The organism is Halioglobus japonicus, from assembly GCF_001983995.1.
Lineage (GTDB): Bacteria > Pseudomonadota > Gammaproteobacteria > Pseudomonadales > Halieaceae > Halioglobus > Halioglobus japonicus.
This window is the reverse complement of the sequence record NZ_CP019450.1, coordinates 3,229,211-3,255,522: the sequence shown is the minus strand read 5'-3', so window position 1 is coordinate 3,255,522 and position 26,312 is coordinate 3,229,211. Positions and strand designations below refer to the sequence as shown.

Below are 26,312 nucleotides of genomic sequence, written 5' to 3'. Positions count from 1 at the left end.
GGCCTTTTTTTATGAGCCGGCGGCCCGGCGGATTCATTCTTAAGCGAGCCCTCCTGGCGAGCCTAACCAGACTCACAAACTATCCTCCACGCAGTCCATACGCCCGCAAAAATTCAACCCCCTGTCAAACACCACCCCATCCATGGCACATTAAGCCTCCATACCCTTGGCCTTAAACTGACATCACCCGTGCAAGCACTCCAAAACTTCCAGTTCACTCTGCGCAATCGCCTGCAAATCGTCGAAAATCTCGGCCTGTTCAAAAGCGATGAAGTAGGGCACACGCAAGCCAAGCGTGCCGCAGTCGCTGTCACCATTATTCGCAACCACGCGGAGTCTGTCGTAGTTATTACCCGGCGCTCCAGCGCCCTGCGCGCACACGGCGGGCAGTGGGCATTGCCCGGCGGCAAAATCGATCAGGGGGAATCCGTGGTCGAAGCGGCGTTGCGTGAGTTGTACGAGGAGGTCAACGTGTCCCTGGATGAGTCATCGGTGCTTGGCACGCTGGATGACTACACGACCCGATCCGGATATCTGATTACCCCGGTGGTGATCTGGGCCAATATCGATTGGGATGCAATGTCACCTAATCCTGATGAGGTCGAAAGTATCCATCCGTTTACTTTTTCGGAGCTAGCCCGGCCCGAGTCACCTTATCTCGAAACCATCCCGGAAAGCACCGCGCAAGTGCTATCAATGCATTACGAGCGTGATCGGATCTATGCTCCGACGGGAGCTATTCTGTATCAGTTCCGTGAGGTGGGAATTCTGGGGCGACCGACCCGGGTTGCTCACTTCGAACAGCCGGTGTTTGCCTGGCGCTAGCAGCCTGATTTATGCTTGCAACTAATCCCATAGCTTCTGATCCGTCGTAACGGGCGCTATCACGATTGACCAAAAGGAAGCCCTTGGTCAATAGCTAGCCGTTACTGTATCTCCTCATACCAAGCACGGCTCGGCCGACCCGACGGAGACCACCAACATTATCAAATTCAGCCTCAACATCGGCATGTGCGACCCTTCCCATTGTCGCGGTTAGTTCGCAAATGTTCTGTTGTTCACGGTAGGGCAGACACTCGCAGCATGAATGCAGCACTTTACCTGTCAACCATCTTTATCTGGGGCACGACCTGGCTGGCGATTTACTACCAGGTCGGCGAGGTGCCGGTGGTCGTCTCGGTGTTTTATCGCTTCGTGTTGGCTGCGGCTATCATGTTGCTGGCGATGTTGGTGTTGCGCAAGTTGCAGAAGACCACCCGCCAGGATCATCTGTTCTTCCTGCTGCAGGGCGGCTGCCTCTTCTCGTTTAACTTCATTTGTTTTTACACGGCTACCGAGTCCATCGCGAGTGGGCTGGTGTCGGTCGTATTCTCGCTGGCGACGATATTCAATGCGGTGAACAATCGCCTTATCTGGAAAGAAACGATCCCGGCCAGAGTTGTTCTGGCGGGCGCTGTGGGAGCACTGGGGCTGGTGCTGTTGTTTTTGCCGGAGCTTGGTGGGCAGTCCATGGGGATGAGGTCCGTTAAAGGCCTGCTGCTGGCCACCGTGGGCACTTATCTGTTCTCGCTGGGCAATATGATTACCCGCCGCAATGGCAGTCACGGCCTGCACCCGGCTACGACCAATACCTACTCGATGCTCTACGGCACAGTGATACTGGCGGTAGTGCTGCTGATAACCGGCCAGCCCCTGGTCGTACCGAAGGGTGAGTTTTATCTGCCGGCGCTGCTGTACCTGAGTATCTTTGGCACGGTGATCGGCTTTACCACCTATCTGATGCTGGTCAATCGTATAGGCCCCAATCACGCGGCCTATGCCACGGTGTTGTTCCCGGTGATTGCGCTGTTCCTGTCGAGCTGGTTTGAAGGATACAACTGGCAGCTGGCGAGTTTTGTCGGCCTGGGCCTGGTGTTGCTGGGCAATGTCATCCTGATATTCAGGAAGCCTGGTTAGTTTGCTGGCGGCGCTGCACGTACTTGTAAAGGCCGATGAGCGAAGCGGCAATCCAGAACAGTTCAATCACAAAGCTTGCCAGATTGAAGTTCACACACAGGCTGATGAGCAGCAATATGGCGCCTATCAAATTTAGGGTGTTGTAGGTCAGACTGGTCGCTGCAATGCGCTCCAGTTGCAAAAGCAGGTAGGCGATAACAACCAGTGCGGTGCCGGTCATGCCGATCAGGTCGGTGAGATCAAATTCCAAAATTCAGGCCCGTACAATGTTGGATTGAAGTTGTTATCCTACTAGAAACAAACCGTCGATGTTTCCATGGCTCTTTGATAGCCATTGTGTAGGGCGCGACACTGGCGCAACTATTCGCTACAGCATTACAAGGTTATTCATGTCTATTCGTATCCTCGCCCCTCTGATCCTGTTGGTATTCCTGATTGCTCAAGCCCATGCCTTCGAACCAGCGGCGCTCAGGGAACGCGCCCAGTTGCTCGACAAGATAACCCAGGAGCGCCTGACCGAGGTGCTGCCCGGATTAATGCGCCGTCAGAACATCGATCTCTGGGTCATCATGTCGCGCGAGTACAACGAAGACCCGGTCCTGAAGACGATGCTGCCCGCCAACTGGATGTCGGCTCGTCGCCACACCATGCTGGTCATACATGATCCCGGTGCGGGTAGGGCGCTGGAGTATCTTGCAGTCGCTCGCTACCCCGTCGGTGAGTTATTCCAGTCCGTCTGGGATCCTGAGCAACAGCCCGATCAATGGCAGGCGCTGGCACAGCTGATCGCTGCGCGCGATCCCGACACCATTGCAGTGAATACGTCTGACAGCTTTGCGCTGGCCGATGGCATGTCGAGCACCGAATGGCGCGAACTCAACGCCGCGCTCAGCCCCACAATGCGCGCCCGCGTGGTCTCTGCCGAGTCACTTGCCATCGCCTGGTTGGAAACTCGCAGTGCCACCGAAATGGCGTATTATCCGCAGTTGGTGTCCAAAGGCCACGAACTGATCGCCCGGGCGTTTTCTAATGAGGTGATTACGCCCGGGGTTACGACGACTCAGGCCGTGGGATGGTGGTTGCGCGAGCAGTCACAGGCGCTGGGGCTGGCGAACTGGTTTCATCCCGCGGTTTCATTGCAGCGTCGCGGTGAAGCTGGATTTAACCGGCAGGGTGTTATTCAGCCGGGCGATCTCATCCACGTGGATTTTGGACTGACCTGGCTGCGCCTGAATACGGACCAGCAACAGCATGGCTATGTGCTGCGAGAGGGGGAAACCGAACCGTCTGCTGGCGTCGTGCAGGCCATGGCTGCGGCGAGTACGCTGCAGGACATTCTCACTAGCAACTTTGTCGTCGGTCGCACTGGCAATGAACTGCTCGCCCTGAGCAGGCAGCAGGCTTTGGCCAGTGGCTTGCGCCCCACCATTTATTCGCACCCACTCGGGTTACACGGCCACGGTGCCGGCCCGACGATAGGTATGTGGGATGCTCAGGAAGGTGTGCCGGTTAATGGCGATTATCCGCTGTTCGCCAATACGGCTTACTCTATCGAGCTGAGTAATACCGCAGCGGTGGCTGAGTGGGGTGGGGATGTGCGTATCATGCTGGAAGAGGACGCCTTTTTCGATGGCCAGCAGGTACGCTATCTCAATGGACGACAGACTAAACTGCACATTATTCGCAGCGGTGCTGCCGCAGTAGTCAGGTAGCTGTTGTCCAGACCTCTGGTCTCACAGGGCCCGAGCATCCGGGGGTAGATTCCGCTGCCCACCCTGCGGGCAGCGGGTTGCAGTTGCAGCGCCTCAGAAGGCGTAGCGCAGGTCGAGGCCGTAGGTAATGGTATCGCGGATACTGGTGTGGGCGGCTCCCAGGGTATCGGCAGCGAGGCCACCGGGGTTGGACGCGTACTCTTCGTCCAGCAGGTTGTCGCCCCACAGCGCTATCTCAAGATTCTCCTGCTCGTTGGTCCACGCCACGCGCGCGTTGAGAATTTTGCGATCCTGGAAGTACCAGGGCCCATCTACAAAGATCGCCGTATCCGGGTCAAACTTGGCCGGGTCCTCATTGAACACATAGTTCATATGCAGCAGCAGGAAACCGGTGGGGATCTCCGGTGTCCAGTCCAGGCGCAGGGTGTAATCGTTGTTGGTGCGCGACGTGAATTCCTCGCCACCGGCAGGTTCACCGGCCGCATTGAAATACGCTTCTTCGATTGAGCGGGTCTCGCGATAGGTGGTGAGGCCGGCGATGCGCAGGGTGTCGGTAATGCTCCAGGTCACGACAATCTCAATGCCTTCGGCTTCCTCATCACTGGTGACTACCGTGGGGGCGGCAGTGGGATCATCGGGGCTGTCCTTGGTCGATTTGGAATTCTGCTTGCCATCGAGTTCGTGGTAGAAAAGCGCCGCCTCCACCCGCAGGGTATCTGCAAAGAAGTCGCCTTTCAGGCCGATTTCGTAGCTGGTCATGTCTTCAGGGTCGAAGGGACCGGCCGCGTAGGCGGAGAACGACTGGCCGTCGAAGCCACCCGATTTGTAGCCGGTGGCTGCCGAGGCGTAGAGCATTGCATAGTCACTGAACTCCCAATCCAGCACCAGGCGTCCCGTGGTTTTACTCCAGTCGTCCTTCAACTTGAACTGGTCCAGCCAGACTTCTTCTGGGGCGCCTGATTCTGCCGGGTTGTATGCGACACGCTCTGGGGCGTACGGCCAGTCCAACTGGGATTCGTAGGTTTGCCAGGTGTACTCTTTTTCGTCGTAGCTGTAGCGTAAGCCAGCAGCGAGACTCAGCGTGTCGGTTAACTGGTAGGTGGCATCGGCGAATATACCCCAGTTAACGAAGTCGCCTGTATTGTCCATGGTCTCGGTGAAAAATTCGCCTGAGAACGAGGGGGGTAGCACCGCAATGCCTTCTGCTGCAGAGAGTGCGAGATACAGTTCCTCGCTGGGTGGCAGTAAATTCCAGATGTGGTCATCCGGACCGCCGAAGCCGCCAAGGATAGTCAGGAATTGCATGTACGAGTCGGCCAGCAAGCCGATGTCGGTGCGCTGAAACACGTCTTCCTTACTGTAGTTACCACCGGTAATAAAGTTCAGTTTGTCGGTGACGTAATGGAAGCGCAGTTCAGAGTAGAAGATGTCTGAGTCTTCGATATTGTTGGTGTCCAGGTAGCGACGCGGATCGGCGGTACCGTCTTCTTCCTGGAGATTGGTGGTGTCCCAGTCGCGATAACTGACGATACCAAACGTCGACCATTCATCAGTCAGCTCACTCTCCAGTTTCAGCGACACACCGTACATTTCGCGCGTCTCTTCGCCGCCAATCACATCGTGAGCGGTCTCTCCGGAGAAGGGGTCATCGCTGGCCTCATAGGCATATTTGCCTACGCCGATGATGACGGATGGCGCTTCATCGCGATCTTCCACATCCACGGCAAGTTGTAGCGATGTGCTGTCGCTCACGTCCCACAGCAACGCTGCGCGAGCTGCAATGTATCCCTCGTCCTTAACGTCGTCGCCCACGCCTTTCTGTTCAGTCAGGCCATCGCGCTGATGGCTGAATACATTCGCCCGCAAATACACTTCGTCGGTGACGGGGGTGTTTACCATGCCTTCCAGACGCAGCAGGTTGTGGTTGCCGACCCGGGTCTTCACAAACGCTTCGAACTCGTCGTGGGGGCGGTTGGGTACAATATTGATCACGCCGGCGGTGGCGTTGCGCCCGAACAAGGTGCCCTGTGGCCCCTTCAGAACTTCTGTGCGAGCGATATCGGTAAAGGGAATCGACGTTGCTGCCCGGGGCATATAGGTGCCGTCGTAAAACGTGGCCACCGACGGATCGCCACCGGAGCTGATGTTGGGGCTGCTGACACCGCGGACGGTGACACCGGCCTGGGTAGATGAACCGGAACCAAAGGCGCTGCCAATTTCCACGCCGGGCATGAAGGTGTCGATGTCGCGAATATCATCGGCGCCGGTATTTACCATGTCCTGCGCGGTGAAGGCGTTTACCGTGACCGGCACGCTCATGAAATTCTCTTCGCGCTTCTGGGCTGTGACCACCACTTCCTCCAGTTGCAGACTGTAGCGCCTGCTGTCTTCCTGGGCAGTGGCGGGGATGGCGAAATTGGCTGCGATTAGCGCAGTAGCGATTGGCGTCAGGCGCCTATTGCGGGTGTGCACGATAGGTACTCCTTATAATTATAGTTTCTTATACTAACTTTTTTGCATGACTAAGACACGCGTGGTCTAGTGAATGCATCACCAGCCTGAAACAAACATTAAAGAAGGTCTGTTATGTCTGACTATCTCGAATCGCTCTTTTCGTTGAATGGGAAAACTGCGCTTGTCACCGGCGGTGGCAAGGGCATTGGCCGCATGATTGCCGAGAGCCTGCTGCAGGCGGGTGCCCGGGTGTATATTTCCTCGCGCTCGGCAGAGGACTGCGAGGCCGCGGCGGCCGAAATGGCGGCGCTGGGCGATTGCCGGGCCTACCCCTATGACTTGTCACAACTAAACAATATTGAAGCCCTGGCGGGCGAGATTGAGGCGGCGGGGCAGGGCCTGCATATCCTGGTGAATAACTCCGGAGCCACCTGGGGTGCACCACTGGATGAGTTCCCTGAGGCGGGCTGGGACAAGGTCATGAACCTCAATGTAAAGAGTCCCTTCTTTCTGATTCAGAAACTGTTGCCGCTATTACGTGCAGCGGGTACCCAGGAAGACCCGGCCCGGGTGATCAATATCAGTTCAGTGGCCGCGACCATGGCCGGTAGCCAGAGTGCCTATTCCTACATGGCCAGCAAGGCGGCTATTTCCCATCTGACCCGCGGGTTGGCGGTGGATCTTGCCAAGCAGCACATTGCCGTGAATTCGATTGCGCCGGGTTTTTTCCCGAGCAAGATGACCAGTCATATGACGACCGACGAAGGGCTGGCGTTCATGCGATCGCTGGCGCCCATGGGGCGCATTGGTGAACCTCAGGATATTGCCGGTGTGATGCTGTTGTTATGCGGTGCAGCAGGGTCATTCATGACGGGCGCCACGATTCCGATCGCCGGCGGGATGGATCTCGGAGCGGGCTATTAGCGGCGACTCTGCTCGCCGCCGGGTCGGCGAATCGGCGTGACGTTGTCACACAGTTCGACCCTGTTTCTGCCCGCGGTTTTGGCTGCATACAGTGCCGAGTCAGCCTGTTGCAATGCATCACTGAATTCGCCGCGTACTTGGGCGACGCCGAAACTGGCGTGAATAATCGCCTCGCCATCGGGGAATGCGAAGGGTATTTCATACAGCTGACGGCGCAGCGCTTCCGCCACCACCTGGGCTTTTTCCGCCGAGGTCCCGGGTAGTAAAATCGCAAACTCTTCTCCGCCGATCCGGCCGCAGATGTCAGACTCGCGCACCGACTCGCGCAGCATTTTCGCGACGTGTTGCAATACGTCATCGCCCACCGCGTGGCCGTAACTGTCATTCACAGCTTTGAAGTGGTCCAGGTCCAGCAGTACCAGCGACAGCGGATTGCCGGTGCGTTGCGCCTGGGCGGCCTGCAGGCGGCTGTACTCATTGAACGCGCGGCGGTTGTAGAGGTTGGTCAGTTCGTCGACGCGTGCCAGTCGTTCTGCGACCGCATTGGCGTTAATGAGTTGGTGTTTGAGGCGCAGGTTGGTGTCGATGGTGCCGGCCAGCACCCGTGCCGAGCGCGTTGCCGATAGCAGGAATATGAGGCCGGCGGTCGCCATACCCGCTTCGGGCAGGGAGCCCTGGGCGAAAAACCAGGACACAATGGGCAGCAGCAACAGTGCCACTGCACCGATTTGCAGCGGCCAGTTGGCGGAGAATACCGCCACCGCGCTGCCGGCGAGACCAATCATAAAGTACAGCACAATGATCTGGTCGGCGTAGGAGGCCTTCGGCATGATCCACAGGCTGCCAATGCCCCACCAGGCAAAGTAGGTCAGGGTGGCGGCGAAGTAGATGAATTCCCGGTGGCTGTTTTCGTCGACCTCCGGGGGGTGGCGCCGGAAGCTCTGGTACATGACAACGCGCACACTGGCTGTGGCGACAATGCCCCCCATCCATGTCAGCAGGCGATCAGACGATTGCTGCTCCCAAAGCACAGCCACCAGAATCGCGGCCACCCCCACAGAGATGTAGGCGGCAATATGGGACTGCTGCAGGAGTAAGGTCAGTTTCTCCTGATGTACAGCACTGGGCAGGTTGGCGGGGCCCGCGCGCTGGTCTTTATTTATCATCTGCTGAGTGTAGCAGCCTCGGGGCGGGCAGGGCATTACCGCGAGTAACAAAAAAGGCGCCCCGTGGGCGCCATTGCGAGTGTGGATGCGGGCCTAGAACTGTACGCGCTTGGTAAAGCCACCGTCGACCACCAGGTTGGTGCCAGTGACAAAACTGGCCGCGGGGCTGGCGAGGAAGACGACCGCGTTCGCTACCTCTTCAGCGCTGCCCAGTTTGCCTCCGGGGAAGCCACTCTCAACCTGCTGGAACACTTCGGGTGCACCCTGGTTCACCATGTCCCAGTTGCCACCGTCGAAATAGGTGGGGCCGGGGGAAACGCAATTCACCCGAATGCCCTGCTCACCCACGGTCTGCGCGAGCTGGCTGCTGTAGGTGATCAGTGCGGCCTTGAGGGCATTGTAGGGCTGGGGGGCAAAGAAGTTCTCTACCGCCGCGGTAGAACTCATCAACACGATGGAGCCCGCGTCAGATTTGGCGAGATAGGGGACTGCGGCGTCCACACCGCGGCTGGCTCCCATGATGGTAGTTTCAAAGTTGGCGCGCCAGGAGTCTTCGTCCACCGCACCGCCAACGCCGCTGGCCATGATGATGAGAATGTCGATGGTGCCCATGGCTTCGCCGCAGCTCTGGATCCAGGCCTCATAGCCGGCCTTGTCTGTGACATCGACCGCGGCGCCAGAGGCGTTACCGCCGTTTGCTGAGAGAGCGGCAACCGCTTCATCTACCGTAGCGGCATCGCGGGCACAAATAGCGACTTCTGCGCCTCCGCCGACCAGCAGTTCTGCCGTGGCGCGCCCAATACCTCGGGCGCCGCCCACGATGACTGCCTTCTTGCCTTCAAGGCCGAGAGAAAATTTCATGATTGTGAACTCCGGTGTTGTTTATTGGCTTATGGAACCGAAGGTCTACGCTAGCTGAGCTGATGAAATAAAACAAGCCTACCTGATTGTTTTTATGCTTTGGCGGGGGCCACCGGTATCGCGGTCTCGTTCTTTACTTCCTCGATCACCACGTAGGTATGGGTCTGGGAAATCATCGGTATCGCGCCCAGGTGTTCGCCGAGGAATTGCTGGTAGTCCTGCATATCGGCGCAGCGAATCTTGAGCAGGTAGTCAAAGCCGCCGGCCACCATGTGGCAGGATTCCACTTGGGGCAGGGCCTGCATGCGTTGATTGAACTCGCGCAGTATTTCAGTGCTGGTGTTGACCAGCGATACCTGAATAAAGGCCAGGGTATTGGCGTGGAGTCGTGCCGGGTCGGCCAGGGCGACATAGCCGGTTATGTAGCCCTCGCGCTCCAGGCGCCGCACTCGCTCCAGGCAGGGTGTCGGGCTCAGTGCAACTTCACGGGCAAGGTCTACATTGGATATGCGGCCATCCTGTTGGAGCAGGGTCAGAATTTTGCGATCGGTTCGATCGAGTTCACGCAGTCGTTTGTTCATAGTGAATAATCCTGATAAACCCTGTTGTTCAGCATAATACGCTGTTTAAGTGGCAAATTAAGAGACAAATATTATGCTAAATACGGAAAATACAGCCAAACACTAAGGAGAATGGCTGTGACTGATACCTTGCAACACTACCGGGATAACATCCGTGGGGCGTATTGCGCCGACGAGCACAAGACTGTGGCGGGGCTGTTGGATGCCTGTCGCCTCGGCGCTGAGGCTCGCGATCAGATTCGCACTGACGCGATTCAGTTGGTGGAGCAGTGTCGCGGCCAAAGCGATCGCGCCGGCACCCTCGATGCGTTCCTGCAGGAGTTCGGTCTGTCGAACAAAGAAGGCATCGCGCTGATGTGTCTGGCGGAATCCCTGCTGCGGGTGCCGGATCAGGAAACGGCGGACAAGCTTATCGCCGAAAAAATTCTCTCCGGTGACTGGGCTGCCCACAAAGGCAAATCCGGTTCGCGTTTTGTGAATGCCTCGGTATGGGGCCTGATGTTGACCGGACGCATCGTCCATCTGGATGATGAAATCACCGGTGACACCGCCTCCTGGATGAAAAAACTGGTCAGCGGCATGGGCGAACCCGTGGTGCGTCGCGCTGTGCTCCAGGCCATGAAGATTATGGGCGGGCAGTATGTCTTGGGCCGCACCATAGAGGAGGGCGTGCAAAAAGGGGTTGCCGGTAATCGCCCCGGCACGCGTTTTTCGTTCGATATGCTGGGAGAGGGAGCGCGCACCGACGCCGACGCCCTGCGCTACTATGACGCCTATGCGCAGGCCATCGAGTGCATTGTCCGCCTCGGTAGTCGCGAGGGCGTGATTCAGTCTGACGGTATTTCAGTCAAACTGTCGGCGCTGCACCCGCGGTATGAATACCGACAAAAGCGCCGGGTGGTCGCGGAGTTGCTGCCCAGGGTTAAGGCCCTGGCGCTGATGGCAAAGCAGGGCAATATCGGGTTCAGTATCGACGCCGAGGAAGCCGACCGACTCGACCTCTCCCTAGACCTCTTTGAAGCCCTGGCCCGCGATCCCGATTTACGTGGCTGGGACGGCCTGGGTTTCGTGCTGCAGGCTTACCAGAAGCGCGCCGTGGAAGTGGCCCGCTGGTTGATTGCGCTCGCCGAGAGTGCCCAGCGCCGGTTGATGGTGCGACTGGTGAAAGGTGCCTACTGGGACGGTGAGATAAAACATGCTCAGGAAATGGGTTTGGCGGATTACCCGGTATTTACTCGCAAGTGCCACACGGATTTGTCGTACCAGGTTTGTGCCCAGGTGCTGTTAAGTGCCCCTAAGGATATCTTCCCTCAATTCGCTACGCACAACGCCCATACCGTGGCATTGGTTCAGGCGCTGGCCCCCGACCCTGCCGCATTCGAGTTTCAGCGCTTACACGGCATGGGCCATCTGCTGTATGACCAGGTTCAGGAAGCCTCACCGCAGACGGCTATCCGCGTGTACGCGCCGGTCGGCAATCACCGTGACCTGCTGCCTTACCTGGTTCGACGTCTACTGGAAAACGGCGCCAATAGCTCGTTCGTGAACCGTTTCCTCGATGCACAGGTACCTGCGGCAGAACTCATTACGGACCAGGTGGATCTCACCCGGTCGTCGCAGCCGTATCGTCACAGTCGTATCCCGCTGCCCATCGATCTGTACCAGCAGGCGAATGTGTCCTGGCAAAATTCCCGCGGCATTGATCTGGCCGACCCGGTCGCGGTTTCGCCACTACTGGAAGCCATGGCTGCAGGCGTTCGACCTGACGCTTTAGCCGGCCCTGTCATTGGGGGAGAGCGCAAACCTGGCGACTCAACGCTGGTCATCTCGCCGGCCGATCACAGCGTTCAGGTGGGCAAAGTTATCGACGCCAGTCCGGCCCAGGTGACTGAGGCTATGGCGCGCGCCTATGCCGCCCAGCCGGCCTGGGATGCATTGGGTATCGATGCACGCGCTGCCTGTCTTGAACGCGCGGCCGATTTGCTGGAGCAGGAGTGCGAATCGCTGATGGGGCTGATTGTCGCCGAGGCCGGACGCACGATTGATGACGCCCTGTCCGAGGTGCGCGAGGCGGTGGATTTCTGCCGCTACTACGCGCGCCAGGGGCAGCACAGTTTGCGCGGCGATGATCATCTTCCCGGGCCTACGGGTGAGGATAATCGACTCAGCTGGCACGGACGCGGTGTGTTTCTCTGCATCAGTCCCTGGAATTTCCCCCTGGCTATTTTTGCCGGCCAGGTGGTCGCCGCACTGGTCGCGGGCAATTCTGTGGTCGCCAAACCTGCCGAGCAGACACCGCTGATCGCGGCACGCGCCGTGGATATTCTGCACCGCGCCGGTGTGCCCGGTGATGCATTGCAATTGTTACCCGGTGACGGCGCCACAGTGGGCGGCGCGGCGGTTCGTGATCCGCACCTGGCCGGTGTCGTATTCACGGGTTCTACAGACACGGCAAAGCTGATCAACCGTCAACTTGCGGAGCGTGACGGTACTATCCTGCCGTTGATTGCCGAGACAGGCGGCCTCAATGTCATGCTGGTTGACTCAACGGCCCTGCCGGAACAGGTGGTTGACGACGTTATCAGCTCTGCCTTTCAGAGTGCCGGCCAGCGTTGCAGTGCGCTGCGCGTACTGTATTTACAGGAGGATGTGGCGGATAACATCATCACCATGCTGCGCGGTGCCATGGCTGAATTGAAACTCGGTGACCCCGCGGCGCTGAGCACAGATATCGGTCCCGTGATTGACCTGGACGCGCGCCAGATGCTGGAGCGTCACGAGCAACGCATGCAGCGCGAGGGGAAACTACTCGCCAGCTGCGAACTCGACGCCGCCCACCGCGAGGGTAACTTCTTTGCCCCGCAGGTTTACGAAATCGAAAAACTCGGTCAGCTCGAGCGCGAGGTGTTTGGCCCTATACTGCATGTGATTCGTTACAAGGTCGCCGACCTGCCGCGAATCTATGATGACATCAATGCCAGTGGTTATGGCCTGACCCTGGGGGTGCACAGCCGTATCGATGCGTTCGCCCGTGAGGTGTTCCGTGCAACGCATGTCGGCAACACCTATATCAACCGCAATATGGTTGGTGCCGTGCCGGGTGTGAATCCATTTGGCGGTCACGGCCTGTCCGGCACCGGACCCAAGGCGGGTGGCCCGAACTACCTGTTGCGCTTCGCCACGGAGCGTACCCGCACCGAGAACGTCGTGGCCCGCGGCGGCAACACTCAGTTATTCGGGCTGGAGGAATAAATCTGACTTGAGGAAATCATGCAGATGAATAAGAAAATGCTGATCACCGGTGCCACCGATGGCATCGGTCTGGAGACAGCTAAAAAACTGGCGGCAATGGGGCGCGAGGTGCTGATCCACGGGCGCAATCCGGCCAAGCTCGACGCTGCGGCCCATGCGGTTGAGGAACACGCACGCCTGCCCCGGTACTCGCTAACGGCATGGACGTGCGCTTCGTCGTCAACGCGCTGGCGCCGCTGCTGTTAACGCGTCGCCTGCTGCCATTGCTGGGCAACGAGGGCAGGGTAGTGAACCCGTCATCCGCCGCGCAGGCTCCCGTCGATCTGGATGCGCTTGCAGGGAAGGTTCAGATTCCCGATCACTTTGGTGCCTATGCCCAGAGCAAACTGGCCCTGACCATGTGGTCGCGCAAAATGGGCTTGGCCGAAGGGCCGGCCGTCGTCGCAGTGAATCCGGCATCTATGCTCGCCAGTAAAATGGTGAAGGAGGGGTTCGGTGTTGCCGGCAACGATCTCAGCATCGGCGTAGACATTCTGGTCAGGGCCTGCCTCGACGATGAGTTTGGCGCGGCCTCCGGTCAGTACTTCGACAACGATCAGGGGCAGTTTGCGGCACCCCATGCTGATGCGCTTGATGACGCCAAGGTCGAGCAGGTCTGTGAGGCGCTGGACAGCCTGTTGTAGAAGATCAATTTTTTTTCATTCTCTGCTTGCAAATGCGACTGGGAATGATAATAATTCTCATATGGTTGAGCGGACGGGGAATTCCCGGTAACGGGGGAGTTCGCTTAGCCAGTTGTCAAAGAGGAGCAATGGAGTCTCCCCCGGAGTGACGCTTTGGCAGCATGGAGGTCCACCTCGGCCTTCAGAAGACAATTGTCTTCATGTAAATGTGTGGAGCTTAAAGCCCGCCGGTGTGAGCAACCGGCGGGCTTTTTTTTGCCTTGCAAGAGGGTGGATGGTCGCAGGCCGGTTATGTCACAGCGCTGACGTGATGGTGTTGCTCATCTTTACAAGCCCGCACGCGGGACAGAAGAAGACTGTGCCTGCGCGGCAGCGTAGAAGCAGAAAGGGCGAAAAGGTCAGGCGACCACGAGAGCACCATCGGCGGTGCGCATGAGTTGCGCGTTGTAACCCCAGTATTTCGCTATGCTGTCACTGCTCAACACTTCCTGCGGCGCGCCCTGGGCCACGCTGCGGCCGGCATCGAGATGCAGGCAGTGAGTGGTGTGGCGCAGTGTCAGGTTCAGATCATGGAGAATGGCCACAACAGCATAGTTGTGTTCGCGAGCGAGGCCGCTGGCGAGTTCCAGCATGCGGTGTTGCTGGCCGAGATCCTGAGCAGAAGTGGGTTCGTCTAATAAGAGCACCGGCGCGTGTTCTGCCTGGCTGAGCTGCACCAACACCCGGGCCAGGTGAATACGCTGCCGCTCGCCACCGGACAGACGCGGATAGGGCTTTTTCGCCAGATGGGCACAGTCGGTCGCGCGCATCACGGCTCGCACGGTATGTTGCGCGTTGCGCCAGCCGGTGTTCAACGGAGTCAGGCCCAGTGACACCACTTCTTCAGCGGAGAACGCAAAACTCAATGAGCTGGCCTGGGGGAGTACGCCGAGATGGCGGGCGCGTTCCAGTGCGCTCCAGTCTTGCAGGCGTTGTCCGTGCAACCTTATGTCGCCGCCGGTAGGAGCCTCCTCGCCGCACAGCAGTTTGAGGAATGTCGATTTACCCGCGCCATTGGTTCCCAGCACTGCTTGCACGTGACCGGGACTAGCCCGCCAGTCGGCAACTTGCAGGATGAATTCGCGCCCGCGGCTGAACTTGAGATCGTGTACGTGCAACATGTGGCTATGCTCGCTGTCGCTGCTGCAATAGCAGCACCAGAAAAAAGGGCGCGCCGAGAAGCGCGGTCAAAATGCCCACGGGTAGTTCGGCCGGAGCGAGAAAAAGTCGTGCGCCGATATCAGCGAGCAGTAGCAACAAGGCTCCTCCCAGGGCCGCCAGTGGCAGTAGCGTCGTGTGATTGGGTCCCGTCAGCATGCGCACAAAGTGGGGCACAACCAGACCGATGAAACCAATGACACCCGCGGCAGAAACCGCCAGCCCCACACCCAGCGCAACCAGGAGCACCAGTTCGCGCTTTAGCTGTTCGACATCAATACCCAGATGGCGAGCTTCAGCCTCGCCGAGTAACAGCGCGTTGAGGCCGTTGGCGCTGCGCTGCAGTCGCCAGGCTATCAGCGCGAATGCGGCGGCTAGAATCCAGAGCCGGCCGCTGTCAGCAGAGGCCAGAGAACCCATTTGCCACAAGCTGAGATCCCGCAGCCGGGCGTCGTCAGCGATATAGCTGATAAACCCAATAAATGCACCTGCCAGCGCTGAGATGGCAATACCCGCCAGAAGCAGAATGAAAACCGACGTGCCTGTGGACCCTCTGGCCAACTGGTAGATAAGCACGCTGGTGCCGAATCCGGCGGCAAAGGCGCCCAGGGGGACGATCCACCAGGCCAGCTCGGGCGGCGAAAGAAATATCGCCAGCACCGCCCCGACAGCGCTGCCGGATGACACGCCGATAATACCGGGGTCTGCCAGCGGATTGCGAAACATACCCTGCATTGCCGCGCCACATTGCGCAAGGATTGCGCCCACCAGTAAGGCGAGCAAAGTTCGTGGCAGGCGCAATTCGACAATGACTGCGCGCTGGTAGTTGGCCAGATCAGCCGCGTTGCTGCCAATGGCTGCGTCAATCAGTGCCAGTAGACTCTTTTTGGCCGGGATAGCCATTGCACCTTGAGTGACAGAAGCCACGGCGCCGAGCATCAGCAGACTCATGAGCGCGATGGCACTATTTCTATACGACAAGCGCTTCATTGTGCCGCGGTCGATTGGCCAAGCGAATCTGCCAGACGCACCGCGTCAGCGATCGCACCGGGGCTCAGCCCGGCAACAAGATTCGCCGCGTTAACGCTGAGTATTCGTCCGCGCTTCGCGGCATCCCCGTATTCGAGTATGGCGTTCAATTCCAGGAGTCGCGCTGGGGAAGCACCCTCGTGGCTCGCGACCAGAATAAGCGAGGGGTTTAGCTCTAGCAGTGCTTCGGCAGACAGTGTGCGATAGGCATCGAAGCCGCCGATATTGCTCGCGCCAAGTAACTGGATGAAGGCATCGCCGGCGGTGTTTGTGCCAGCTATGAGCAGTTTGCCGGGTTCGATACTGAGGATGAATGCGACTCTCTCAGCGCCGAGGTCTGCTGCGGCAAGTCGCTGCGAATCTGCTTCGATGGCCGAGATTACTTCAGCGGCATGGTCGGTGGCACCTGTGGACTGCGCAATTTCCTGCACGTTGGCTTTCAGGGTGGCGACACTGTCGGGGGAGGGCAGTTGTAGCACCGCGACGTCAGCGCTGGCGAGTGTGGATAGTACCGCCGCGGGCCCAATGTGCTCCGAACCAATGACCAGATCAGGCTGAAGTGCCAATACGCCCTCCGGGGACAGTGCACGGTGGTATCCGACATTCGGCACTGAACGATATCCCTCCGGGAGAGCGCTGGTGACATCGACGCCGACCAGAGCGCTGTCCACGTTAAGCGCGAACAGAATCTGCGTAGCACCGCCGTCGGTGCTGATCACGCGAGGTTGGGCGTGGACGCCAAAAGAGACGGCCAGCACCAGGCCGAACATCAGTGCCATAAATCCGCGTTGCATTCGTAGTACTCCAATTTTCGTCGAAGGCCTGTCAGGCCCTGTGTGGGTGAGCGAGCTCATAGTACTTTTTGCAAATAATAAATACAATAAGAATCATTATCATTTACATGTGGGGAATTCGCTGCTAGATTGCCGGCCTTTCCAACACGCAATCCCAATACACAGGAGATCGAGCGATGCACAAATGTGGGGTATTCAAATCACTAACCATGGTGACCGCCGTCGCTGCGGCGGTTAACCCGTCCTGGGCCGAAGAGACTGTCAGCGAGCAGCAAGCCGCCCTGGAAACTGTTGTCGTAACCGCAACGCGTATCGAAAAGCCGCTCAATGAGGTGGCGCGTAGTATCGCTGTGGTGGACCAGGAAGAGCTCTTGCAAATTCAGCCCAAGTCAATTGCTGAAGCCCTGGCGTACTCGCCGAACATCACAACCAGTGGTGGGCCTCGAGCGGCCAACCAGACGGTTAACGTGCGAGGCCTGACTGGCAACAAAGTATTGCAGACTATCGATGGCGCCCGACAAAACTTCGAGTCTGGCCATCGTCCCAGTTATTTCCTCGATCCAGAGTTGGTCAAGTCCGTTGAGGCGGTGCGCGGTCCGGCGAGTAGTCTCTGGGGATCCGGTGCCATCGGCGGGGTGGTCGCGCAGAACACGATTAACGCTGACGATCTGGTCGACGGTGACAGCGGGTTGGGCGGTTTTGCGAAGGGTGGTTACAACGACAATAACGACGGTGCCACGGCCACTATGGCCCTCGCCGGCAAGCAAGGTGACTTTGGCTGGCTTGTGAGCGGCTATGGACGCGATAGCGACCATCTCGAAATGGGTAATGGTCAAGAACTGCTGGGTTCAGAGTCTGAGTCCTGGGGGGCGATGGGTAAACTGAACTGGAACCTTGCAGAGGGCCAGGATATTGAGCTCGCCTATCGTCACTCTGACTGGGACGGTGCGGTCCCGACCAATGCCGCTGCAGAGCTCAATGGCACCAGCAACTTCATGATTGACCGCAAGCAGACCACCGACAACACCAACCTATCCTATCGCCTGGATGCAGGTAACGACTGGCTGAACCTCGAGGCCCGTTTGTATAACAATCAGGTAGAGATGGATGAGGTCCGCGTCGCCGACGGCCGCGCGGATACCACAGAGATTGACACCTGGGGCTTCAATCTGACCAACCAGAGCCTGTTGGGTAATACGCGTCTGCTCTACGGAATCGATACCTACATTGAAGATTTCGACACCGCGCGCGGCGGCGAAAATCGCCCACAGCCGCCGGAAGCTCAGACCACATCCTGGAGCGTGTATGGCCTGGCGGAGGTGCCACTGGCGGATGCCTGGAACCTGGAGTTCGGATTGCGCTACGACGATTTCGAAACCGAGGCGAAAAATCTCGATGCCAGCTCCAGTGACAGCGCCACTTCACCGTCGGCAGCGATTGTCTGGGATGCAGCAGATTGGTTGGTTCTCAGCGTGCGTCACGATCGTGCTTTCCGCGCGCCGGGTTCCGAGGAGTTGTACAGCACCGGTTATCACTTCTGCATGTTCCCCGGTTTTTGCAATACCTTTGAACCCAATCCAGAGCTCGAGCCAGAAGAGGCAGCTAACACGGAGTTGAATGCCAAGATGGCTTTCGCGGACACGCTTGGCGCCGATGTTATTCACGTGGAAGCGGCAGTGTTCCAAAACAATGTCGACAACTTCATCGAACAGGTCGTGGCGTTCCCGGACTTTACCCGCTTCGATCCGGGCACTACCTCCTGGTTTAATGTTGATGAAGCCATCCTGGAAGGTGCGGAGATCTCTGCAGCCTACCTGCGTGGGCCTCTCGCACTGAAAGCCTCTTACGGACAGGTGCGCGGCGAAGATGACAATACCGGTGAAGACCTCACCAATATTCCTGCCGATACCTGGAAGCTTGATGCGTCCTTTGGTTTTGAATCCATCAATATGCTGGCCGGCGTGCGTTACGTATACGCCGATGACCAGGCGCGTACGGATTACGAAGAAAATGTGGGTGGCACGGTTTATGACAGCTATGGCGTTACCGATCTGTATCTCAGCTGGCAGCCACAGGCAGTTGAAGGCGTGCGCTTCGATCTGTCTGTTAACAACCTCGAAGACAAATACTATCGCCAGGCCTGGGAACAGCTTTACTCCGCTGGCCGCGAAGTGATTTTCAGCGCGCGATATCGTTTCTAGGAGTGATCGACATGGGTCATGAATCAGCGCCCGCACTTGCGGGCAGTGAGGCCGAGGCGCTGCTGCGCGAAGTGGCCACCTGGGGAAAATTGACCACGGTTATCCTCCATGGTGGCTGTGTGTTTGAGTTCAAAGGCAGTTTCCCCGCCGGTGACATTGGCATGGGGTTCTACAACCTCGATGGCTGTACCTCGGGTGGCTTTGAAGGCCACATCCGCCTCGACGCCATCGCATCGATCGGCTTTCAGGACAAACTCCATCGTGGGCGCGCAAGTTATGCGTTTACCTTTAATAACGCCAGCGGTGAAAACCTGTTCAAGGTCTTTCTCGGGCGCGACGAGCAAGGTGAGGTTTTTGCCGCACAGCTCGAAAAATTCAACATGATCCGCGATCAACTCAAGGTCGCAGCGTAAGGAAAACTATGAAAAACAAAGCAATGCAGGTTCGCCTCAGTACCGAGGTGAGAGACTTTATTGATGCGCGCAAGAGTTTGCAGTTGGCCAGTATTGATGCGGACGGTTACCCCTACGCTTCTTATGCGCCGTTTGCTATCGGTGAGGATTGTCTCTACGTGCTGTTGAGTGAGATAGCCGTTCACGGCGTCAACCTGCAGAAGAACCCGAGAGCATCAGTATTAATCGTGGAAGATGAGGATTCAGCGGAGGAACTCTATGCGCGTATTCGCGTTAACTACGCCATGGACGTGCAGCAGCTTGAGCACGGTTCTGACGACTGGCAGACAGCGCTGGACTGTCTCGTCCAGCGCCACGGCGACCGCCCGGGCAATCTGAGTAAGCTTGCCGATTTCAAAATGTTCCGCCTGGTGCCGACCCACGGTCGTTATGTGAAGGGCTTTGGTCGTGCCTTCCATCTCGCGGGCAAGACTCTCGTGGGAGAGGTGCTGACCCACATGACCGACGGCCACAAGCCCCGGGCTGAGGCAGCGAACGCCTGAGTCGTGGCTTAGCGGCCTACCCAGCCACCGCACATCGGAAATACCTGGCCGACAAAACAGTCGGCCACGTCCGAGCACAGGTAGGCGATCAGGCTGACATCCTCTTTAGCGGTGACCAGCCTGCCCAGGGGGACCTCGCGTTTCAGACGCTCCTGAAAGCGCGGGTTCTCCTGCACTTCCGTGGGAAAGTAACTCGGGTTCTCCACAAAGTTCTGTGCGATACAATTCACCTGAATGCCATGCCGGGCCATTTCCAGTCCCACAGCCTGGACCCACGACACCTGGGCACCGCGCGCGGCGCAGTAGGTCGACGTGCGATTAATGCCGCGCAGCGCAGAAGCACTACCAACGACAATCAGCTTGCCGCTGCCACGCGCTTCCCAGGCAGGCAGCACGGCACGGGCAAGTCGCGGCAGGGGGTGAACCAGGGCGTCAAAAACGGCTGTCCACTCTTCATCCGCAACCTCGGTGGCCGGTGTCGTTGGAGCTGCAATGGCGAGGTTGGCAATGAGGATGTCGAAGTCACCCGCTGAATCAATGGCATCAATCACGGCCTCTGGTGTTGTCAGTGCACCCTCTTGCCGAATGACGTCGGCACCCTGAGCCGTGAGTTCGTCACAGATTGCGGGCCCCATGAATGTTTCAGCCTGGGTGACGAGAATACGTTTGCCTTGTAATACCGGGCTCATAATGCGATTCCTCTAGGGGTGTTTTCCCAATGTTGGGATGTAAAAGTCTTGCCATCGGCATAGCCTAGATCATAGGTGTCCTGGAGTCCCTGCGGATTGGCGTAGTCAAATTTATCGAGATGGATTTGCTCGCTGGGCTGTACGTAGATACGCGTATCAGATGTGGGCAGAGCCTGGCGATAGCGCTTGCTCAGTAGCACCAACGTGTTTCCCTCGCGGTCGTCGGCCATGAAGGCGGGCACGTTGTCGATGATACCGCCATCGAGTACACGCATCCCCCGATAGCGACCAAAAGGCAGTACCGGCGGCACACAGGACGATGCGAGGATCGTGTCGATCAGATCGGCAATGGTGGCGGCGTTCTGGTTGCCGTAACGCAGTGGCTCAAATCCCAATTTGCTTGTCCAGTTGGGGTGCAATACACCGGTGAGATGTTTTTCCAGGCCGTAGATGCTGAACGCCAGCGGTGTGCCGATGGCGTTGGGAAGCCACGCGGGAAACCGGGCCATCAGAAATTCCAATTTGCGCCCGGCCAGTGCTTGAAGATCATCTTCCGTGAGAAAGTGCTTCAGGGCATGACGGTACATGTTCATGTGCGGAAGCAGCGGTGTACCAGAGCCGGGTTTTAGATTGTGCCAATGGATGTTGGCGGGGTTCTGATCGGTTAGCACCTTGAACATGGCCAGCGCCTCGGCCCCGCGCCCGAGCATGCATGCGGTGGCCATGGCACATCCCGCGCTGGTACTGGCGGCATAGTCCACGCTGTCCTGCAGGCCCAGTCCCGCGCTATTGGCACCGTCCCAGAAACCCACCTGCCAAAGGCAGCGGCTGCCGCCGCCAGCAAAAATAGCGTTCTTGATGGGCGCGCGCGTAGTCGATGTCATTGCGTTGGAAAGTTACCGTCGGACGAAGCCCCATAATATGTTCCCCGAGCTGGGAAAGTTAAGGTTTATTTCATACGCCGGCTCAATACTTGACGCCAAGCCGCTAGAACCTGATTACCACCAGCGTGAGACAGACTATGAAAGCCCAGCGCTTTATCGCCGTTACGACCAACATCAGCACCGTTGCGATGCTCGTGTTTCTGTATTTCTTTGTATAGACCGGGGCTTCACGTTTCTGGGCTACCACCACACCCGTGCCGGTGTGACGCCAGCCAAAGACACTATCTTCAGCGGCCTTTTTTGGCCAATGATTAGGCCTCGGTTCCACGCGGTGCGTTCACAAGTTGCCTGGTGTATGGCCATATCCAGGACCCCGCTATTTGATTATGGGAGCCTTTGGGATAGGCTGTTACCAACGTCTGCTTTCGTCGCCCAAAGCGGACATCGCCCAGCCCGATCCAGAACGACCGGTTTCGCCTATTTTGAGTCGTTGGGAGAATCTTGGGCCGATGACCGCTTCATCGGTTGTGCCTTCCTCCGCTGCTCTGTGTACCGCCTCTTGCGTAAACTCCGTGCGATAGCGTTTGTACGCCTTGGGGTTTCTCATCTGACACATCCGCCGGGCTTTCTGGCTCTATTCTAGGTGTTCACGGATTTAGGTCAAAACCACAAAGCGGTCACGATTAGAGGTTGTTGCTCCGCCAACGGTATAGCCCTTCCAGCCTAGTGGCTTTGACGTACTAGTAATCGCACATCTCCATCTTCACGCCGGCTCGCTCCAAGCGGGGCAGAAACTCTAGTCCTAGCGCCGTTGCGGGCGTTACCACACCGAAGGAAACGGGCGGCCGAGTGTTCTCCTCCGCAAGAAAAAGCCCCACCTCCGCGACGATCTTTGAAGTGGATAAGTAGCCAGGATGCCCTTTAGCCCTGGCTTGTGCCCGTATAGAACGCCCTCTGTCAGATTCGCCAAACAGTCTCAGCGTGTAGTCAACGAAGGGCAGCGACTCCTGGCTGGGGCCGTCACCGGGCTCGACACCCAGGCTATCAAGTCGGCGTCGGATAAGCCCACGCAGTGGCCTGGGCCCTGCAAGCGCTATTGAGGTAATTCTGTTGATCCTCGCACTTCTCTTCGCGGCTCGCTGCTGACCCTCAGGGCTGTCAGCATAGAACTCCATAGTCATGGAATCGCTGTAGGAGAAGTTTGCTCCGTAGTCGATACCAGCCTGGGAAAGGAGGTGTGCAGAACGAAGAACGACAGGGACGTTCAGGAAGGGCGCGGGCTGCAGCGGACCTGTAAAAGCCTGGACGTCCTCATCATAGCGAGCAGCATAGCGAATCTTGTTGCGGTCTCGCACCCGACCGTTGTCTGCCTTGGGAGGCAGGAGGCAGGCCATGTCATTAAACGCATTGCAGTCATCCCCCGCCAAAATGTTCCTCATTGTGCCGATGCTTCCTCCGCTAATACGGTTATCTCGGACGCCCCCTAATCTGTGGAATGAGGTGACAATTTTTATCTTTTCGCAGTGCTCCTGATAGGCGCCTTCAAGATGTGTTATCGCAAGCAGGGTTAGCAGATCAAAGGGTACTGATTCGTACCCGGCCGTGGGGAGCAAAATCACTTTTTTTTCGCTCGCAGCCTGGTGGTACTTTTCGATCATCCTCTTAATAAAGAACGTTTCGCCGCCGATATCGACATAATGCGTGCGATGCTCGATACATTTTTCAAAAAACAGTTCGCCGTGCGTGGCGTAAGGGCCCGCGAGGTGAATCAGCACGTCGCAATTTTTGATTAGGGCATCGACGGAATCTCTGTCTACGATGTCCGCCGGGATGTAAGCGGGTGTGGAATTCCTGTCTGGGAAGTCGGACACGAGCTTCTTCATTTTGTCCGGATTTCTCCCGGCTATCGCCCAGCTAAAGTCCGCCGGAAGATGCTCAGCAAGATGCCGGAACGTGTTTTGACCCGTAACGCCAGTGGCACCGAGCACGACCAATCGATAAGTTTTCAAGAGCTGAACCACTCCTCGCTGATTAGCATCTCCGACGAGTATCTTGGTCCGGCAAAAGTGCTGAACAAGGCCAGAGTTGCCTGTTGTAAAAAGCGCTCATCATCTGATCGAAGGTATCCATGGATGGTGAGATCGATGTACCCGTGCGCCGTGGACCAGAGGAGACGTCCAATTTCGTCTGGTGAGCCGGATAGAATTTCATCAGCTATAGCTTTGTTGACGACATTGATGGTGATGGAACTCCACGGCGCCGCGTGCCGTAGCTCCCGATCAGGCACGGTAACGCTGCCAGTGGCCCGACCGATCATTAGCGTGTAGAACTCCGGATTCTCTTTGGCAAACTGGATGTAACAACGGCCTAGGGAACACAGGGTTTCCAGGGGGTGGCTGCTCTCTGGCACATCGCGAAGACGATGAGTCAGCGTATTCCAGCACTCCTCAAAAAGAGCGGCGATTAAACCTTCCTTCCCGCCGAATAGTGTGTAGACCGCCTGTGTCGTAACCCCGGCGTCTTCGGCTACGTTTCGTATAGTCAGCTTTCGGTTATCGGGCGTGGTCGCCAATTTAGCTGTGCAGTTCAGGATGCGATCTCGAGTAGCTGTCTTCATAAATAAAATAAAATTACAACGTTATAACGATGTTATTATTGAACCGGTACTTTGTCAACCTCGCTGGACTGGCGGTTGGATTTTCAGATGCTAAGTGTTTTTCCTGGCAATAAATCAGATTCATTAATCTACAGTCCCTAATTGATCGATAACAATATCCAACGCTGCGCTGCTCCCGGCCGATCAGTGCCCTTCGATTCTGGCTGGAGAGCGTTTCCAGAGCTTTCGCTTCAACGTTTCTGGAAATTACGTCAATTCTGGCAACTTCAAGCATCACAGATGTGATTTAAGTTGGCTGCTCCTGGCCGGAAGCGGTCCTAAAAAAACGTTATTTTAACTTCACCGACCGGCCGCTTTGAGGTGAAAGCGGACATTCTAGGAATTAGGTCCAAAGTCCGCTTTTGGCCCCAAAGCGGACACTCCGATCTGTGGCCATGCTCTATATTTGAGCAGATTTCGCGAAAATCCAGTTAGGTTTGGCATCTCGGATGCTCGCCCTTGTAAGCAAAAAAACATGAAAACTCTTACATGGCCACTTGCTAGCAAAATCAATGAGTTACACGTATGTAAGGGTTGCGAGACAAACTAAAGGAGCGTCGCGGCAAGTGTGGCAATGCGACACCGCTGTTTGATGCTGTGCAGGGGCGGGTGGTACTCGGCTATAACCTCAGCGGCCTCAATGAACCTGTCCTACACCACAGCGCCGCGGTCATGACCAGCGACGATGGCGGCCTGAGCTGGGCCCGGTCGCGGCATCGGCGATGGTCTGTTGTTTTAGGGCCGCCGCATCGACCTTGGGATGACAGTAGCCGAGCAGATTGGTGCCATAGCCGCACATAAAGTCGATGTACTGATTGCCATCGGTGTCCCACAAATACGGACCTTCGGCCCGGGTGAAGAACTGCGGATGCATGGGTGACAAAGAGGCGGAGGCCTGGTGGCCATAGACACCGCTGGGAAACGCGCGCTGGGCGCGCTCGCGCAGCTTGAGGTCGTTGTCGATCGAGTACATGGCGTATCAGTCCTTGTTGAGTTTGTTGCCTCTGGCCAGGTCTTTGCGCTCAGCCTGTTGTCCGTAGCTGGCGAAGGCGACCAGCACGTCGTCCATTTGCGCTTTGTCCAGGACGACGGGGCCGCCTATGGCCAGGGTGCCCCAGTAGCAGTGCGCCTGCTCCTCGACTAATTCGGCGAGTTTGAGTGCGCTTTCGATGTTGAAGCCGGTGGCGAGTTGGCCGTGATTGGCCAGCAGGCAGGCCAGCGAGGAGGACAGCGCGTCGACGTTGGCGTCAGACAAGGCCTGACTGCCAAAGGTGGCATAGTCCGCCAATGGGATACAGCAACTGCCGGTTGCCGCCACCATATAGTGCATGGCGGGAATAGGTTTGCGTGCGCACGCGAGTATGGTCGCGTAGGGCGAATGACAGTGGACAACCGCAGTAATGCCCGGCTTGTTGGCATAGACATCGGCGTGCATTTTCCACTCGCTGGAGGGCGTGAGCTGGTCTGCATCGGGTTGCCCGTCAAGGGTCATGTGAACAATATGCTCTGGCTGCAGTTGTTCCGGGCTGACGCCGGTCGGCGTAATCAGCATGCCGTCGCTGGTGGCTATCGAGACGTTCCCCGATGTGCCTTTGTTAAGGCCTTTGTCCCCCAGAGCGACCAACGCATCAACCACCACCTGGCGGCTCCGGGTATCGTTGCTGTATTGAGTCATGTTGTAGTCTCCTCAGTGGGCATGATGCCTGCATTCATGATCGCCAGCGTATCTGTATAACTGCCCACAGCGCCATTGGAGCCAACGGCGCTGGCCACCTGGGCGGCGGTGGCGGCGCCAAAGCGGGCTGCCTGCTCGGGGATGCTGTCGATCTGATAGCTTAAGATATCGAGGATTGTGGCCCCCACACTGACAAATGACCTGGTCATCTGGCGCTCCGCTCAGAGTTATGATTGAGCCTACATAGTAAGTGGCACTGCGTAAGGTTAGGAGGGCGAACTCCTTCAAATACTGGTTAATTTCGGTCGATTTTCTTAGACTGGCGACAGAACTTGATGGGGTTAGCTATGGGCGCGGACACACAATGCATACCTCCGTTCATGATCAACCTGATGGTCAGGGTGCTGGAAGAGGAGGGCAGTGGCGGTATTGCGGAGCAGGTACGCACACGCCTGGTGCAGCAACCGGGCCGCTACCCACCCATAGCGGAAGTTGCCGCAGATTATGGTATGAGTGAGAGTACGCTGCGCCGTGCTCTCACTGCGGAGGGAACGTCTTATCAATTGCTGCTCAATGACGTGCGACGCAAACTCGCGATCGAATACCTCACAACCTCGCGGTTGAAGCTGGAGTAAATAGCGGT

26 protein-coding genes are annotated in these 26,312 nt (G+C 57.5%); 11 read left to right on the top strand and 15 right to left on the bottom strand.

Annotation, left to right across the window (positions count from 1 at the left end; genetic code table 11):
* Positions 1–189 precede the first annotated feature (189 nt).
* Positions 190–825 (top strand): NUDIX hydrolase, encoded by a 636-nt coding sequence (locus BST95_RS15345; RefSeq protein ID WP_084200412.1) that lies wholly within the window; start codon positions 190–192, stop codon positions 823–825.
* A 258-nt stretch (positions 826–1,083) separates the two neighbouring features.
* The gene (locus BST95_RS15340; RefSeq protein WP_084200411.1) at positions 1,084–1,956 is read left to right on the top strand and encodes a DMT family transporter; all 873 of its coding nucleotides are present in this window, start codon (positions 1,084–1,086) and stop codon (positions 1,954–1,956) included.
* Here BST95_RS15340 and BST95_RS15335 read toward each other — a convergent pair.
* Complete coding sequence (locus tag BST95_RS15335) at positions 1,940–2,206, bottom strand: CBU_0592 family membrane protein (RefSeq protein ID WP_180962004.1); 267 nt, start codon at positions 2,204–2,206, stop codon at positions 1,940–1,942. The genes BST95_RS15340 and BST95_RS15335 overlap by 17 nt on opposite strands.
* A gap of 139 nt (positions 2,207–2,345) precedes the next feature.
* Here BST95_RS15335 and BST95_RS15330 point away from each other — a divergent pair, with 139 nt between their 5' ends.
* The gene (locus BST95_RS15330; RefSeq protein ID WP_084200410.1) at positions 2,346–3,668 is read left to right on the top strand and encodes a M24 family metallopeptidase; all 1,323 of its coding nucleotides are present in this window, start codon (positions 2,346–2,348) and stop codon (positions 3,666–3,668) included.
* 93 nt (positions 3,669–3,761) lie between these two features.
* Here BST95_RS15330 and BST95_RS15325 read toward each other — a convergent pair whose 3' ends face one another.
* Entirely contained in the window at positions 3,762–6,140 is a 2,379-nt protein-coding gene (locus tag BST95_RS15325; RefSeq protein WP_084200409.1) for a TonB-dependent receptor, read from the bottom strand.
* 114 nt (positions 6,141–6,254) lie between these two features.
* Between BST95_RS15325 and BST95_RS15320 the strand changes: the two genes are divergently transcribed.
* Entirely contained in the window at positions 6,255–7,046 is a 792-nt protein-coding gene (locus tag BST95_RS15320; RefSeq protein ID WP_084200408.1) for an SDR family oxidoreductase, read from the top strand.
* Here the strand turns inward: BST95_RS15320 and BST95_RS15315 are convergent.
* The 3 genes from BST95_RS15315 to BST95_RS15305 all read right to left on the bottom strand — a co-directional run bounded on the left by BST95_RS15315 (position 7,043) and on the right by BST95_RS15305 (position 9,654).
* A complete protein-coding gene (locus tag BST95_RS15315; RefSeq protein ID WP_169843965.1) occupies positions 7,043–8,212 on the bottom strand; it encodes a GGDEF domain-containing protein in 1,170 nt (389 codons plus the stop codon). The genes BST95_RS15320 and BST95_RS15315 overlap by 4 nt on opposite strands.
* 93 nt (positions 8,213–8,305) lie before the next feature.
* A complete protein-coding gene (locus BST95_RS15310) occupies positions 8,306–9,073 on the bottom strand; it encodes an SDR family NAD(P)-dependent oxidoreductase (protein ID WP_084200406.1) in 768 nt (255 codons plus the stop codon).
* Between the two features lie 92 nt (positions 9,074–9,165).
* The gene (locus tag BST95_RS15305) at positions 9,166–9,654 is read right to left on the bottom strand and encodes an Lrp/AsnC ligand binding domain-containing protein (RefSeq protein WP_084200405.1); all 489 of its coding nucleotides are present in this window, start codon (positions 9,652–9,654) and stop codon (positions 9,166–9,168) included.
* A gap of 117 nt (positions 9,655–9,771) precedes the next feature.
* On the opposite strand from BST95_RS15305, the gene putA reads away from it, so the two are divergent.
* Genes putA through BST95_RS15295 form a run of 3 tightly spaced genes read left to right on the top strand, consistent with a single transcriptional unit; the run spans position 9,772 to position 13,589 of the window.
* Positions 9,772–12,906 (top strand): bifunctional proline dehydrogenase/L-glutamate gamma-semialdehyde dehydrogenase PutA, encoded by a 3,135-nt coding sequence (gene putA / locus BST95_RS15300; protein ID WP_229801593.1) that lies wholly within the window; start codon positions 9,772–9,774, stop codon positions 12,904–12,906.
* A 24-nt stretch (positions 12,907–12,930) separates the two neighbouring features.
* Complete coding sequence (locus BST95_RS20680) at positions 12,931–13,152, top strand: SDR family NAD(P)-dependent oxidoreductase (RefSeq protein WP_229801592.1); 222 nt, start codon at positions 12,931–12,933, stop codon at positions 13,150–13,152.
* Positions 13,107–13,589: a Rossmann-fold NAD(P)-binding domain-containing protein gene (locus BST95_RS15295; RefSeq protein ID WP_229801591.1), complete on the top strand. Its 483-nt coding sequence runs from the start codon at positions 13,107–13,109 to the stop codon at positions 13,587–13,589. Before BST95_RS20680 ends, BST95_RS15295 begins: the two co-directional genes overlap by 46 nt.
* 398 nt (positions 13,590–13,987) lie before the next feature.
* Here the strand turns inward: BST95_RS15295 and BST95_RS15290 are convergent, their stop codons facing one another.
* From BST95_RS15290 to BST95_RS15280, 3 genes are read right to left on the bottom strand one after another with little or no spacing between them, the layout of a single operon-like run.
* Complete coding sequence (locus BST95_RS15290; protein WP_084200403.1) at positions 13,988–14,749, bottom strand: heme ABC transporter ATP-binding protein; 762 nt, start codon at positions 14,747–14,749, stop codon at positions 13,988–13,990.
* Between the two features lie 4 nt (positions 14,750–14,753).
* On the bottom strand, positions 14,754–15,737 hold the full coding sequence (locus BST95_RS15285) for a FecCD family ABC transporter permease (protein WP_229801590.1): 984 nt from the start codon (positions 15,735–15,737) through the stop codon (positions 14,754–14,756).
* Positions 15,738–15,772: 35 nt separating this feature from the next.
* A complete protein-coding gene (locus BST95_RS15280) occupies positions 15,773–16,609 on the bottom strand; it encodes a heme/hemin ABC transporter substrate-binding protein (protein ID WP_169843964.1) in 837 nt (278 codons plus the stop codon).
* 176 nt (positions 16,610–16,785) lie between these two features.
* Between BST95_RS15280 and BST95_RS15275 the strand changes: the two genes are divergently transcribed.
* From BST95_RS15275 to BST95_RS15265, 3 genes are read left to right on the top strand one after another with little or no spacing between them, the layout of a single operon-like run.
* Positions 16,786–18,810, top strand: coding sequence for a TonB-dependent hemoglobin/transferrin/lactoferrin family receptor (locus BST95_RS15275; RefSeq protein WP_205737287.1), 2,025 nt, complete (start codon positions 16,786–16,788; stop codon positions 18,808–18,810).
* Between the two features lie 11 nt (positions 18,811–18,821).
* On the top strand, positions 18,822–19,223 hold the full coding sequence (gene hutX / locus BST95_RS15270; RefSeq protein WP_084200401.1) for a heme utilization cystosolic carrier protein HutX: 402 nt from the start codon (positions 18,822–18,824) through the stop codon (positions 19,221–19,223).
* An 8-nt stretch (positions 19,224–19,231) separates the two neighbouring features.
* Entirely contained in the window at positions 19,232–19,765 is a 534-nt protein-coding gene (locus tag BST95_RS15265; RefSeq protein ID WP_084200400.1) for a HugZ family pyridoxamine 5'-phosphate oxidase, read from the top strand.
* An 8-nt stretch (positions 19,766–19,773) separates the two neighbouring features.
* Here BST95_RS15265 and BST95_RS15260 read toward each other — a convergent pair whose 3' ends face one another.
* The 7 genes from BST95_RS15260 to BST95_RS15230 form a co-directional block, all read right to left on the bottom strand.
* Positions 19,774–20,454, bottom strand: a complete 681-nt coding sequence (locus BST95_RS15260; protein ID WP_084200399.1) for an SDR family oxidoreductase — start codon at positions 20,452–20,454, stop codon at positions 19,774–19,776.
* Positions 20,451–21,338 (bottom strand): patatin-like phospholipase family protein, encoded by an 888-nt coding sequence (locus BST95_RS15255; protein WP_084200398.1) that lies wholly within the window; start codon positions 21,336–21,338, stop codon positions 20,451–20,453. The genes BST95_RS15260 and BST95_RS15255 overlap by 4 nt, the downstream gene beginning before the upstream one ends.
* Positions 21,339–22,078: 740 nt before the next feature.
* Positions 22,079–23,347 carry a saccharopine dehydrogenase family protein gene (locus BST95_RS15250; RefSeq protein WP_169843963.1) on the bottom strand — a complete coding sequence of 423 codons (1,269 nt, stop codon included), beginning with the start codon at positions 23,345–23,347 and terminating at the stop codon, positions 22,079–22,081.
* The gene (locus BST95_RS15245) at positions 23,344–23,955 is read right to left on the bottom strand and encodes a TetR/AcrR family transcriptional regulator (RefSeq protein ID WP_084200396.1); all 612 of its coding nucleotides are present in this window, start codon (positions 23,953–23,955) and stop codon (positions 23,344–23,346) included. Before BST95_RS15245 ends, BST95_RS15250 begins: the two co-directional genes overlap by 4 nt.
* 709 nt (positions 23,956–24,664) lie before the next feature.
* A complete protein-coding gene (locus BST95_RS15240) occupies positions 24,665–24,967 on the bottom strand; it encodes an aminotransferase class III-fold pyridoxal phosphate-dependent enzyme (protein WP_084200395.1) in 303 nt (100 codons plus the stop codon).
* A gap of 6 nt (positions 24,968–24,973) precedes the next feature.
* A complete protein-coding gene (locus BST95_RS15235) occupies positions 24,974–25,669 on the bottom strand; it encodes a class II aldolase/adducin family protein (RefSeq protein ID WP_084200394.1) in 696 nt (231 codons plus the stop codon).
* Positions 25,666–25,878, bottom strand: coding sequence for a hypothetical protein (locus BST95_RS15230; protein WP_084200393.1), 213 nt, complete (start codon positions 25,876–25,878; stop codon positions 25,666–25,668). The genes BST95_RS15235 and BST95_RS15230 overlap by 4 nt, the downstream gene beginning before the upstream one ends.
* A gap of 138 nt (positions 25,879–26,016) precedes the next feature.
* On the opposite strand from BST95_RS15230, the gene BST95_RS15225 reads away from it, so the two are divergent.
* A complete protein-coding gene (locus tag BST95_RS15225) occupies positions 26,017–26,304 on the top strand; it encodes a helix-turn-helix domain-containing protein (protein ID WP_157114496.1) in 288 nt (95 codons plus the stop codon).
* Positions 26,305–26,312: the final 8 nt, after the last annotated feature.